The sequence below is a fragment of the Mesorhizobium sp. M0698 genome (genome assembly GCF_040320455.1).
Classification (GTDB): domain Bacteria; phylum Pseudomonadota; class Alphaproteobacteria; order Rhizobiales; family Rhizobiaceae; genus Mesorhizobium.
The window spans coordinates 15,649-28,895 of record NZ_JAMYPQ010000002.1; the positions used below are offsets into that span (position 1 = coordinate 15,649).

A 13,247-nucleotide genomic window follows, 5' to 3' on the forward strand; every position below is an offset into this window, starting at 1 on the left:
CGACTTTTAACGGCTATTAACACTATAATGTCTGGATCTCTGCCATTCGAATGCATGACGACATCTCCCCGCGAGGCCACATACCATCCAGCTGCATTGTCCGGATCAGGCCGGCGGGAAATCCACTGGTCTTTCAAGAGAATAAGAACGCGACTTCCGGATGCTGCGGCCGTAGCGTTTAGGCTGAACGCGGGGGATCAGAGATAAAGCGTGCTTAAATGTGGTGGAATGCGCCACATCTTCGCCCCTTCACATCGGGTCTTGCCGAAGCCGCTCATGCCCATCGATGCGATGCCCGTTTCGAGATGCATTTGAAGTGGCTGCAGCGGAAGCGTGGTCAGGAAGTCTGTATTGTGGGAGACGGTCGAAAAGCAGGCGGAGCGTGAACATCCGGGGTCAAAAGTGGGGTTATGGTCAGCCTATCTGAAGAGTTTGGACAACTTGAGATTGTCAGTTTTAAGGTGCTATCGGGACTTAACGTGCATAGCACGAACACGGTGGTCAAATTAACCCTGAATATCGGGCGGCTAGCGGTTTCTTGCATCTCCGATTTTACTGCGCTGGCTCGCTCAGCGCTGTCCGAAATGTTTCCCGGTTGTGCACAAAACGCTTTGGTCCCTCGCTACATTGCCGACGCAATCCTGTCCGCTGATCTTGAGCTTCGCCGCGCGATGAATTTCTATTCGTTTTCGCCGACGGCGTCGCTAATAGGCGATCCGTCCGAAAGCCATCTTGCAATCGTTTGGGAGTCGGATGACCCGCAGATGTCGCGCGCGGCTGCTTCGGCTGTCGTTGACGCGATTCGTGAGGCGGCGCGAGGCGAGGACGGGGCAGCGAAATACGCTCAGACTCGGGAGCTAAACCTGGAACGGGCGAAGAGACGACGTCTTTCAAATTCGACCGCTGTGCTTGTAGCTGCAGCTAAGAGAAATCACATCCCGTTCGAATTCATTGCCCGTAACCACCTTCGCCTTGGCCAAGGCAAGCACCAGAAGCAGCTGTTCTCAACGATATCGGGCTCTACATCGTTTGCGTCGGCGAAGGTGGCCTTGGACAAAAGGCTGGGCAACAGACTTTTGGCGCAAGCGGGGATCACAGTACCCCGTCAGATTACCGTTCGCACCAAACCTGAGGCCGTCGCTGCCGCCAAACAGCTGGGTAAGACCGTCGTGGTCAAACCGGTTCAGGGAAATCAGGGTCGGGGAGTCTCGGTTAAACTGCGGGGACGCCGTGCAGTTGAGGCTGCATTCGATATAGCGCACGACGTTACTCAGTCAGAGCGGTTTGGCGTCTTGGTTGAGCAGTTCATCGCCGGCCCGGAATTTCGAGCGACAGTCGTTGACTATCATCTCGTGGCGGCGGTCATGTGTTGCCCGCCCCAAGTCGTTGGCGACGGTGAAAAAACGATAGTTGACCTGATTCATGATTTGAACCGAGAACCCGACAGAGATGGGAGACGTCTTTCTCCTGTAGAGATTGACGATGAGCTGCTACGGCACCTAGCCTTGCGTCGTCTTACGCTGGAGTCCGTCCCAATTTCCGGGCAGCCTTTGGTTCTCCGACCTACCGGCCACCTCGCCCGTGGAGGCGTCCCGGTCGATGTTACAAACTCCGTTCATCCAGATAACATGCAACTGTGCGAGCGCATCGTGAGAGTCATCGGCCTTAACATTGCCGGGATAGATCTCATCATGCCCGATATTGCAAGATCATACAAAGAGGTCGGGTGTACTGTCATCGAGGTAAATGCACGGCCGGGGATCGAGTTTCATCTTTGGCCGCGAGCGGGGACCTCGAGAGATGTGAGTGAGATAATCCTGGCCAATATGTACAATGAGCCGGGCTCTTCGGAAATTGCCACCGTACTCGTCATCGGCGATCGACACACTGGTGCGGTGGCGACAGCAATCGATCATCGGTTCCAGGCGGAAGGGCGAAGAGTTGGTCTCTTGTCGAAAAGAGGCGCTTACATCAACACTGTACCCCAGGAATTTGGGCGGCGGACAACCCCGCAAATGCTGGCCAGAGACCCGTTCCTGGAAGCCCTGGTTTATGCAGCCTCTCCGGACAGACTTTGGGCGAGCGGTCTTTGTCTGGGTGCTTGCCGTGCGGTCTCGATGACTCGAACGGATGCAGACAATGGTACAGTTCTCGAAGATCTCGCTCAGCGAGTGTTGCAGTGCGGCAACCAGGGCTATTTCATTGTCAACAGCGAAGATGAATGGCCCCGCCGTGCGCTGTCGACCTTGCCGACCACACGACTAATATTGGTCAGTTCCGAGCCTGATACTGATACCGACCTACGTCGGCACCTACAGAGTGGTGGTTTGGTTCTAACTTTGAGATGGAGCACTGACGGATCGGGTGCCAAAATGGCGCTTTTGTCGAGATCTGGTGAGCTAGCCGCGGAACCCCTCGCATCTATGTCTCAGTCGCGGCCACAGCAAATAAGGTCTGCCATGCACGCAATGGCAATGTCGTATTTGGCAAAAAAGGATGGCTGGTTCGATGAAGTGGCCCCGTTTCCTTCAGTTCGGCCCGAGACGAACGACGTTCGATAGCAGTGATGAGTTTATCGATTCTGCTCAAGCTAAGGAGAGTAAGGTTATGAACACTGTTTCGCCGACTGCAACACCGAGTGTTTCGCTAAGTGATGCGGCGACACTCGTTGCTTTGACTTTGAAACGCACCACAAACAAAGCGGGACAGCCGCGAACCCGTGCAAGAATGTCGTACAAGACATTCAGGCGCCTGACTGGACGGCGTGTCGGCGGGGCGGCGTTCGTGAGAGGCTTCACGGAGGAATTGTTGAAACTAGGCTGGCTGATGATCCGTATGCCATCGGCTTACGGCTTCGTGCGCGCCGCCTCCCTCGACAAGTGGCGTCTCATAAAATCAAATATGGTCGCGGAAGAACTTAAGGTGATTAAGGAGGGATCTGCGGCGAAGGCATTGGAGAGTGCTCGGCAAGAGCTCGCTGGATCGGGTGAGAATAACGGTTCAGCAGGCGGCCTCAGTAAGGCAGCTCGAATAAGCGGAGAGAAGAAAAAGCCGGTCGCAAGCATCGGATAGATGTGCCTCGTCAGGAGATTGATTTGTGTAGCCCCCATCAGGGGCAGGCGAATTGAGGCCAAAACGCTGCCGGAAGCTGGGCTGCAGACTCGGATCCAGCTTCCCACCATGGAGCGAAAATGCGGCCTCAGAGCATGTTGAAGGACAATCTCCACGCCCTGTAGAGAGTTGGCCTCAGGGCAACCGACGGCATGTCCTTTCGATCAATTTCAGTACCCGCCGGCGAAAGGTTCGCAGGATTGCGGAGCGCAAGACTTGTGAATTCTTGCGTCTCAGCGTTCGCAGAAGAAGCAGTAGCTTTGGGGAAAAAGATGGCGACTGGATCTGTTTACGTCTGGGAGCGTTGCGATTCAGATTTTACTGGTGGCCGGGTGCATTCAACCGAGGTCGAACTGCCTTATCTTTGCCAAAACACGGGGAGGCAAGGGCTGCGTGGGCGATACGTGGACGTAATCGGTCATCCAGCCACGGATGTTCACTGGCCCACGGGTGAGATGGGCGAAGCACTGCCCGACAAGCAAGGTAACTATGTTTTCAAGCCTTTCGGCGGCGGAATTCTTGGTGAACAGGAAGGTTGTGAGGCCGCGGCACGCTTCGGCCAAGTCAACGTCTACTACCACGTCTCCTTGATAGCTCATCGAGTGAACGAAGTGCTGCGTTCACTCGGCGAGGGCCCGTTGCCGAAGGTCAGAGCGATCGTTAATGCGCACCAGCCGAAACAAGGGGGAGTTAACGGGGATCTGCTTAGGTTGGTGCCGCTCAAAGGGACCAAATACCGATATCCAGCAAGAATCGAAAATCTCGATGATTTTTCGATCCCCCTCTGTGGGGAATTGCTGTTCGGCCCGGGGCGTGCGGTCACAGCGGAAGGGTGGCTTCCACGAATTTCAGGCGGTGCTTATCTGTGCGACCCCTCGCACAATGCCAGTTTCATATATCAGGCATTCGGGTTTCACGTGGTGCGCCATACCGCTGACATCCAAGCTGACAGGCTGCATGCACCGCGCGCCAGTTTCAGTAGGCCTGGTCCCCTTGAGTACGCCTTGAGCGCATACTTTGCGGCCGCGATGCTGTCGACTCCCTACGTATGGTGTTGGCACCTCCGTCATGATGCCGAGTTCGTACCATCGGATACTCTTGCCAATGATTCGCGTATGGACGACGCCGAGATGCCACCGCCGGACGCGCTGGTCGCGCAAGTCATAGCGGCGACAATGTGGGACCTACACAAGGCTTTTCCGGGAGACGAACTTACTTGCATTTCGTTAGTTGTAGCTGCCCTTTTGGCGCTGGGACGACTTTCTGATAGCCCGTATGCTCCTTCCGGAATTCGAACGCGCGCCCTCAGGTCACTTCCGAAGAGCTTTGCCTCGTGTTTGCTTCATGCAGACCGAATGAGATTCAGTAGCCGTTACGAAACACTGATCCGAAGCGTTTTTGAGAAGCGTGGGATCGGCTTTAGTTCTTCAGCGGTTGAGACATTGTTGGCACCCTCCGTTCAGCCACCCCTTTACCGCCTCAGTGAATCGGAAGAAGTCCGGCGCCATGTTGTAAAAATTCGCGAGAAGTTTTCAGAGGTCATAATTCCGGATGACATCGATCTCATCGACCCGGACCAACTTGAACAGTTCCTCTCTTCGTCCGCCAGCGCTCCGTACCATTTGGCGGCGGTCGGAGATGTGATGACCGGGATGCGGATGCGTCATCGTATCCGCAGGTTTGGCCCAGACTATGCCTTCGCCTGGGTCAGGCCGATCTTTAGACGCTGCGCTTTGATAACGGGAAACCTTGAGGGGCCGTTCTCCACCATCTCTGAGAAAGCAGATACCACTCGGAACTACTCATACAAAGTGGACCCCAAGTCAGCCTCTGTCTTACGTCGTGCAGGCTTCGCTGCCATGACTGTCGCGAATAACCACATTCAAGACTGCGGTCGGGGTGGCGTGGTTGAGACGCTAGCCACGTTAGAGCGACAGTATATCCAACCGTACGGTGGTGGTAGGAACCAGAGCTCTGCTTACCACCCGGCGATTTTTGATGGCGCAGATATCCGCATCGGACTTCTCGGATATTACTGGAACCGTCGAACAGCGGCTCGTGGCGAACTTCCAGGCTCCGCACAAGATGTGCCCGAATTCGTCGAGCGTGATCTGGCCCAACTTCGTCCACTGGTCGATCGGATCGCCGTGATGGTACATTGGGGTTTGCCATACCAGCGCCAACCTACCGAGCAAGACCGCATGAAAGCACGGCTATTTATCGACCTGGGTGCGGACGCAGTCATCGGCCATCATCCCCACATCCTTCAGCCGATCGAGATTTATAATGGTCGGCCGATATTATACAGTGTCGGCAATTTTGCATTTGGGTCCGGAAACAGCAAAGGGGAGTCCATTCTGCCTTGCTTCCACTTTGGTGCGAAGCAGATCCGTTTAGATATTTATCCAGTTTACGTTCAAAACAGAGATCCGCGCCTCGACTACCAACCAAAGATAATGGGAGGAGCAGCCGGTCGCGCGACAATCGATCGGTTGCTGGCGTTGTCGCCTGGACTCGCCGATGTTGTCGTAGCCGTTCAAGACAGATGCCTTAGATTGGCCATCCCTGCACTGGCGTGAGGCTCCGAAGCTCATGCGTATGCCGTACGCGGATTTGCACTGGGTTCCTCGATCGCAATGGCGGCGCGAGCGATACGTGCCGACAAAACAAGGAGCCGATACCCTGTCACGCAGGAAGCTGAGGTGCCGCGGAGGCGTCGCTTGCGAACATTGCGAGGACCAGACGTGGAGGAACGAACTCTTTACTGCTCAGCCGGTTTTGATTTGTTTAGCTGCCGCTAATGGGGTATGTCATCCCTGCGGGATCGTCCATGGGAGCGACAGGTGCGATTTCTAATCCGTCTGTTAGGGGCAGTCGTCTTAGGCTGTAGTCTGACGTATTCAGGCCAAGTACTTGCCTGGAAGGTCGGCAAAGGTACGACCTCAGCAACTATTAACGGCATAAAGTTGACAGTATACACCTATCATCCGAAGAACTGTGCCAATCCATCGATCCTGTTCGTATTCCATGGACTAAGCCGAACGGCCGAATCCTACCGAGACTACGCGCAGCCTCTTGCGGATCGAAATTGCCTGATCGTTATGGCGCCGCTTTTCGACCTGGAAAGGTTCCCAGGCTGGAGCTATCAGCGGGGAGGCATTGTCAACTCGGGCACAATTCAACCTCGGGACAGGTGGACTGTCTGGTACGTGAAGGGCTTGGTAAACTGGGCGAGGGCCCGAGAGGGGCTGCCGACTGCCCAGTACTACCTTTTTGGGCACTCGGCGGGAGGTCAATTCATGTCGCGTGTTGCAGCATTTGCCTTGTCGGATGCCAAGAGAGTGGTCGTAGCCAATCCGTCGACCTACGTATTGCCTTCCCTAGCAGAGGCGGCAGCCTACGGGCTGGGATGTCTCTCCTCGGGCTGCGTCTATACGCCGGATCAAGCCTCTCAGGAGTTGAAGGCCTATCTGGCTTTGCCTCTAACGATCTATCTTGGAGAAGACGACACTGGCGATGTCGATCTAAACGAAAGCGCAGCTGCTATGCGCCAAGGAGAGACGCGTTTGGATCGGGGGCAGTTCACTTTTGAGCTGGCGCAAGCTGTCGCGACCGCTAACGGGTGGCCTTTCAATTGGCGTCTCGTGATTTTGCCGGGTGTCGGACATTCGGCACGCGACTTGTTGCAGTCTGACCAGGCTCAGCAAGTCTTCGGCCTTAAGTAAAGAATTAGCACATCGCTGACTTCAAGGTCTGCCGCGTTTCACTCAGCTCAATGAGCAGCGAGACAGCTTGCATCGCCTTTTTGCCGAGCGTGAATTGCCGCTGCGTTTTGTTGTTCTAATTTAGTAAATTCTAAACCATCTTCGGTCTAAGTTGCTCTTAAGAGAGGGCTTCTGGATGCGGAGACTGAAAGATCTGCCGCCCGAAAAACGGGGGAACTTTGCCGTCGCGATGGCCTTAATGGTGGTGCCACTGGGCTTGGCCCTCGGCCTTAGCATTGACTTTACCAACGCCGCTTCCTGGAGATCCAAGCTGCAGGAGATAGCCGATTCGGCGGCTCTTGTTGCTGTCGAGAGCGACGGAGGAAACGAAGCAGCCGTCCAGGCCGCGAAGAATTGGGCGCTGGCCAATGGCTCCTTCGTGACCGGCGCTGTCGTTGGGGTGAGCATCACCACTCCTTCTGCTGGGACGCGAGAGGCGGCGGTTGAAATCTCAGCTGGAATGCCAACCGCTTTCATGAGTCTTGCTGGAATTCGGAGCATTAACCTTCACGCGGCGGCAACGGCCCGAAAAGCCGCGCCGGATTATTGCTTCTATGTCCTCGATCCTGCCTCAAATGGAGCGCTGACGGTAATGGGTTCCGGGGGGCTTTCGGTGCCAAACTGCGGTATCCAAGTGAATTCCTCCAGTCCAAGGGCACTGAGGCACGTTGGAACCGGAAAGATTGTCGCCAGAAAAATCTCTATAGTGGGCAATTACCAAGGCGGCGGTTACACCATCATCCCGAAAACCAACCAACCCGAACTTGCAGACCCCCTTGTCGATCTACCGCAGCCCGTTCCACCGAACGGCTGCGACTACAGTGATCAGATGCTGACCGATGTTACCATTCCGGCCGGCCGGGTGTTCTGTGGAAACATTGACCTCGATGGAAATGTCGTTCTTTCTCCCGGAGTTCACTATTTTCAGAACGCAACAGTGAGCATCGGCAGCCATGTGAATCTCTCGGGCGACGAAGTCACGATATTCGTTGACTCCGAGTCAAGCATTATTCAGTCAGCAGGCAAAGGTGGCGTAAGGATTTCGGCTCCCACGAGTGGCATTTACGCTGGCATCGCTATCTTCGGGTCACGCACAGTTACGCCCTCTGTGCCCACGGTCTCATTGTCCGGAAACAAAAACTACTTAATTGAAGGGGCTATCTACCTGCCCCATCATCGTTTTCGGATGAGAGGGACAACAGACCTGAAGTCGACTGCCAACTCAGGTTGGATTGTTGCGTGGCAATTTTTCTATAGTGGCAACTCGAGTGTGGCCCTGGACTGGTATGGTGCGACTCCGCCGAAAGGCCTTGGAGACTTAGGAATAGTGCTCCTTCGCTGAAGCAATACTGATGTCAGTGCTCGGCACAGGGCTAATCTTTGTTGTTGCTGCATTGGGCTCGGACCAACCAACCATTCCCGGCGGCTGCCGTTATATGCATGGCCGAAATGACCGAGCGGGCATGACTGTGCGCAGCTCTTCGGTTGGCGGCGTCCAGCCGGCGCTACCCTGGTCACCCGGAGGCAGCACAGATCGAATCAGGCGGCGAAGCACAATTTTCCGCCAAGTGCCTGAGACTGTTTGGTAGTGGAACCAGTCATGGGCGGAGCTGATCTCCGGTCAATTTTTCTGCTTTGGTCCAAAAAAACAGCGAAATTCGACGAATCTCAACGTTTCGGGCACTCCTCAAACACCGATGCTATATCGCGGCGGACTAGCGTCCAAATTGCCGGCGCAAGCGAGTTACAACTTCATGCAGACCCATGGCATTCGAAGCTTTCACAAGAAGGCGGTCCTTCGCGCGCAGGATAGTGGCGAGCTCGGGCAACACATCGTCTGCTGTCGCGAAGTGTGGGCCGAGGAGGTACTCCGGCAGGGCACGACGGAGATATGTCATCTGCGTCCCAACCGTGATCACCATATCCAGATCGGCCGCGAGAACGGGTTCCGCCAGACCGGCGTGAAATTCGGCCGATCGTGGCCCGAGTTCCCGCATGTCGCCAAGAAGGGCAAGCTTTCGGCCCCCACTTGCGCGCTTCCCCTCAGCGAGTGCCGCCAGCACGGCGGCCACCGATGTCGGATTCGCGTTGTAGGCCTCATCGACGACATGGATCTCGCCGGACGCGAGGGCGATGCGTATGACTTCGCCACGTCCGTGGATGGCCTGCACCTCCCCGAGCGCATTGGTCGCAGCTCCCAGATCAAGGCCGAGCGAATCGACAGCCGCCAGCGCGCTGAGGCTGTTGACTGCCATGTGCCGCCCTGGATTACCTAGCTTGTAGGCGAAATCCCGGCCCTTCAGGACCGCACGCACCAGTTGATCTTCGTGCGAATAGTCCACGAGCCGGTAGTCGGCCTTAGCATGTCCACCGAAGGACACGACCTTCGCCCCGAACGACAGCGCGCGGGCTCGGAGATATTCGAAATGCTCGGAATCCCGAGGCATGATCGCAGTGCCGCCCTCAGCGACATCGTACAGGCGGGCTTTCAACTTGGCGATGGCCTCACGCGAGCCGTACTCTTCGAGATGGGCGTCGCCGATCGTCGTGATAAGAGCGACATGCGGCTTGAGCGCAGATACCTCAAGGAGCCGCCGAAAAAAGCCAATCGACACCTCGACAGCGTGGATGCCATCAGGGGGAAGGTTGGCGATCAGGCCGAGCACGCCGGAGACGGTATTGAAGTTTTCGCCCGGAAAAGGTGGATAACCAGCTGCGGTGAGAATGACGTTGATCATCGCCGTGGTGCTCGTCTTGCCGACGCTGCCGCCAACCGCGATCAGGCGTCCGCCGTAAGCAGACCGCGCTCGCTCGGCGAGATACTTCATGGCGACGCGGACCGAAGCCACCCGGAGCAACGGCAAGCCTTCGAAGTTGGGCCGGTACTCTCGGTCCGCGAGGAGCGCGAGCCCCTGTCGCCTGAAGCGCCTGATCTTCCTGGGGTGTACTCCGTAACGGTAGGTGCCAACGCGCGGGATGACGAGCGCGCCGGGGCCGATCAGTGCGTCGCAGAAGGCTATGCAGTCGGTCGTCCAGGCTTCCGGCAACTCGCCTTCCCATATGCCTCCGGTGATCTCCGCAAGCTCAGCCTTCGTCCAAGGGTGCATTTCTCCCCCTGTCCTGCCGATCGACCCGAATCACGTTAACCCGCGCCCCGGCCACCTTGAATAGGTGGCCGTCCGACATCCCTGTCCTGTGGTTCGATCACTTTCAGCCAATTCCGCTCAATGTGCAATGGTTCCGGGTACCACCTGAGACCTTTGCCGGGTTCAAAGCGGCCTTCGCCAAGCCCACTACTTTAACGACCACATCCGCAATCACTTTTGAGATCGTCTGGTTGGGACCGATCACGATCTTGGATGAGCGAAACCATCTGTTCGAACGCTAGTCACCTATTCATCGAGTTCAACGGCTCATGGTCGGGGAGACAGTGATGCAGCACCTCGCCAAGGTTTCGCTTGTCGAACGTCTGGCCACAAACGGGGCAGAACTCGAAATATCCTGCTTCGTCGTTGGCCGGCGGCCCGTGGCGCTTGCCCTTGATGCCGGTTGCGGGGTTGTTGGTTCGATCTCGTCTCACGTTGGTCGCCACCGCACGTAACTTTCATGGGGACGGGCCGACAGCCGATCGGGGGTTCCAGCGGGCCGCCGGGCCTACCGGCTGCCAGTGGCGCTGCCGGGTAGAGTCAATTGTAGGCCATTTCATGCGTCATTACTAATACAATAAAATGATAGCGTTCCGTTCCTCTAGCCGCCAGACCGGGCGCGTCCATTCCCCCTATGATGCGGACTTTGGTGGACAATCCGCCCTAAGGGGACGGATGGACACACGAGTCGAGTTCGACCTCGTGATCGATGATGCCGATGTTCGCATTCTTACTCGCCGCGGTCTCGATTGAACGACGAAGTAGCGAGACCTTTCGGCGCCGCCAAGGAGACGTCGACGCTGACGGTCGGTAGCGGCTGTCGTCCGTCGTCTCGGTGCGTCGAAAAACGGGCAAGTTGATTGGGAACAACGATTACCTACCTCGATTTAGGCATCGTAGCGCCGCGCTTCGCAGCGGTTTTGGGCCGCTTCGCCCTGGAATATGTGTGCCCAAAGTCTGAAGGTCTGCGAAATTCGCCGTACTTATTTCGCAAAAATCCTGCAAAAAAAGTGCGGCGATTTCGCGCTAAGTGCTTGAAAAACGTGGTGATCCCGACAGGAATCGAACCTGTGACCTACAGATTAGGAATCTGCCGCTCTATCCTACTGAGCTACGGGACCATCGCGCCCGACACATAACCGCTTCGGGACGTTTCGCCAAGAGGCAGCTAGGCCGCTCGCTTGGGTTCGACCGCGAACGGGCTCAGGCCCAGCCAGGTCTGCATTTTACGGGCGATATCCTGGTCTCCCGTCAAGATGACTTTCGTCCCTGCCTTCTCGACGGTGATCAGCCCCATCCAGATTTCGGTCATGGTGTGCAGGTCGGTCGAGACGTAGAGATCGACATCGAAGCCCGGGTCGTACCAGCAGAGGTCGACCTCGCCGTGCTTCTCGACGATCAGCCACCATGACCGTTTCGAGGCGGGGAGCTCCTGATATAGAAATTGTATCACCGTGCGGCCGTCGGGCAGCGGCGACGCGTTGAGATTGCGCCGCATGTCCCACATCAGCAGCGACGGATCGAGGTTCTTCAGCGACAGCCGCGACTCGACCCATTTCTGCCCCCAAAAGCCCATCGCCTCGACAACGGAACGCAGATCCCTGCCTGCCTCGGTCATCCGGTATTCGAAGATGCCTTTCTCGCCGCGCACCTCCTTGCGCTCGACGATCCCGGCCAGCTCGAGCTCCTTGAGGCGTTGCGACAGAAGGGTCGGCGACATTTTGGGGACGCCGCGGCGCAGATCGTTGAAACGGGTCGAGCCTGCCACCAATTCGCGAAGCAGAACCATGGTCCAGCGGGTGCACAGCACCTCCGCGGCCATCGATAACGGGCAGAACTGTTTGTATCCGGACTGGGTCACGACGTTGCCTTCCCCTCAAACTCAGCCGGGACCATAGGCCTTTCCCGGCGGCGCGGCGAGTACAGAAACTGTACCGGCCCAGTGTGGTGGATTTGAAGTTCCTGCTTTCTGGGTGGCATCAGCGTTAGGAACTTCAAATCCAAAACCACACTGGAAATCCAAGCATTTGCTGGTGTGGCTTTTGAATCCGAAATTCGCTCGCTGCGTTGCTCCAAAGCGAATGCGAATTTCGGATTCGCCACACCAGTACAGATCGCGGACTGGCTGGCGCCGGCCTTGCCGTGCGAGCCCTTGGCCGCTGCACGGGATACCCCTGTGCACGACCAGGAGACATGACCCATGACCGCTTACGTTATCGCAGACATCAAGGTGAGGGACCCGAAGTGGATGCCGGCCTATGCCGCGTCAGTCCACGACCTCGTTCACAAGCACGGCGGCAGATATCTGTCGCGCAGCGGCAATGTGAAGACGCTCGAAGGCAAGCCGCTCGACACGACGCTGATTGCCTTGATGGCGTTCCCGACCGAGGCCGCGGCGCGCGCCTTCACCGACGATCCTGCCTACGCGCCGTTCGTTTCGGCCCGTCAGGGCGGCAGCGACAGCCGTTTCCAGCTGATCGACAACTCCGATCTGGCCGGAACCATCCCGTATCTGCCGAAGGGATGATCTTCCCCTGCATTCGTCGCATCGGGATAGGGATCTCCCAGCAACAACAGCCACAGCGCCCACCTGCCGGACCTCCTTACTTCCGGCGGCCGGCCGGGCTGTGCTTTTCAAGAAGAATGGAATGACTATGACAATCAACTTTCGCAATAGAGTTCTCGCTGCCGCGGCGCTGCTGTCGGCCTGCACTGCGCTGGCGCAGGCGCATCAGGCAGCGCCCGCGTCCGGTCCCAATCCGCTGGCCGACAAGGTACGCGCGGCCAACAGCCGCTTCGAGAATGTGGCGGCGGCGACCGCTGAGGGCTATGCGCCCATTCCTTGCGCCAGCGGCATCACCGGCGGCGCAATGGGCATCCATTACGTCAATCCGGGCTACCTCAAGGACGACGCGGTCGATGTCGCCAAGCCTGAAGCCGTCATGTACGAGCCGATGGCCGACGGCACGCTAAAACTGATCGCGGTCGAATACATCACCTCGAAAGGCCCGGCCTCGCTCGACGGACATCTGTTCAACTTCAACAGTGCGCCCAATCGCTATGGCCTCGGTCCGTTCTACGAGCTGCATGTCTGGGCCTGGAAGGGCAACCCGACCGGCGCGTTCGCCGATATGAACCCGAACGTGTCGTGTGAACCGACGACTGCTGCCAGCCAGTAAGCAGCCGAGCCAGGCGGCGCCAACGCCGCCTGGCCGCGCTGAATTGC

Annotated in this window: 9 protein-coding genes and 1 tRNA gene; 7 read left to right on the plus strand and 3 right to left on the minus strand. The window is 57.2% G+C overall.

The genetic code is table 11. From position 1 onward, the window contains the following. The first annotated feature begins 410 nt into the window (after window positions 1–410). From NKI16_RS04660 to NKI16_RS04680, 5 genes are all read left to right on the plus strand, one after another. Entirely contained in the window at window positions 411–2,561 is a 2,151-nt protein-coding gene (locus tag NKI16_RS04660) for an ATP-grasp domain-containing protein (RefSeq protein WP_352782657.1), read from the plus strand. 46 nt (window positions 2,562–2,607) lie between these two features. Beyond that, on the plus strand, window positions 2,608–3,072 hold the full coding sequence (locus NKI16_RS04665; protein WP_352570600.1) for a hypothetical protein: 465 nt from the start codon (window positions 2,608–2,610) through the stop codon (window positions 3,070–3,072). Window positions 3,073–3,383: 311 nt separating this feature from the next. After that, window positions 3,384–5,690, plus strand: a complete 2,307-nt coding sequence (locus NKI16_RS04670) for a CapA family protein (protein WP_352570599.1) — start codon at window positions 3,384–3,386, stop codon at window positions 5,688–5,690. A 720-nt stretch (window positions 5,691–6,410) separates the two neighbouring features. Beyond that, window positions 6,411–6,836, plus strand: coding sequence for a hypothetical protein (locus NKI16_RS04675; protein WP_352451186.1), 426 nt, complete (start codon window positions 6,411–6,413; stop codon window positions 6,834–6,836). Window positions 6,837–7,011: 175 nt separating this feature from the next. Next, window positions 7,012–8,217: a TadE/TadG family type IV pilus assembly protein gene (locus tag NKI16_RS04680; protein WP_352574895.1), complete on the plus strand. Its 1,206-nt coding sequence runs from the start codon at window positions 7,012–7,014 to the stop codon at window positions 8,215–8,217. Between the two features lie 373 nt (window positions 8,218–8,590). On the opposite strand, the gene NKI16_RS04685 is transcribed toward NKI16_RS04680, so the two are convergent. From NKI16_RS04685 to NKI16_RS04695, 3 genes are all read right to left on the minus strand, one after another. After that, window positions 8,591–9,982, minus strand: coding sequence for a UDP-N-acetylmuramoyl-tripeptide--D-alanyl-D-alanine ligase (locus NKI16_RS04685; RefSeq protein ID WP_352570596.1), 1,392 nt, complete (start codon window positions 9,980–9,982; stop codon window positions 8,591–8,593). 1,083 nt (window positions 9,983–11,065) lie between these two features. After that, window positions 11,066–11,142, minus strand: a tRNA-Arg gene (locus NKI16_RS04690). A gap of 47 nt (window positions 11,143–11,189) precedes the next feature. Next, window positions 11,190–11,882 carry a winged helix-turn-helix transcriptional regulator gene (locus tag NKI16_RS04695; protein ID WP_023677872.1) on the minus strand — a complete coding sequence of 231 codons (693 nt, stop codon included), beginning with the start codon at window positions 11,880–11,882 and terminating at the stop codon, window positions 11,190–11,192. Window positions 11,883–12,221: 339 nt separating this feature from the next. On the opposite strand from NKI16_RS04695, the gene NKI16_RS04700 reads away from it, so the two are divergent. Both NKI16_RS04700 and NKI16_RS04705 read left to right on the plus strand, forming a co-directional pair. Next, window positions 12,222–12,548: a DUF1330 domain-containing protein gene (locus NKI16_RS04700; protein WP_023677873.1), complete on the plus strand. Its 327-nt coding sequence runs from the start codon at window positions 12,222–12,224 to the stop codon at window positions 12,546–12,548. Between the two features lie 121 nt (window positions 12,549–12,669). Beyond that, a complete protein-coding gene (locus tag NKI16_RS04705) occupies window positions 12,670–13,200 on the plus strand; it encodes a hypothetical protein (protein ID WP_352570595.1) in 531 nt (176 codons plus the stop codon). Window positions 13,201–13,247 lie beyond the last annotated feature (47 nt).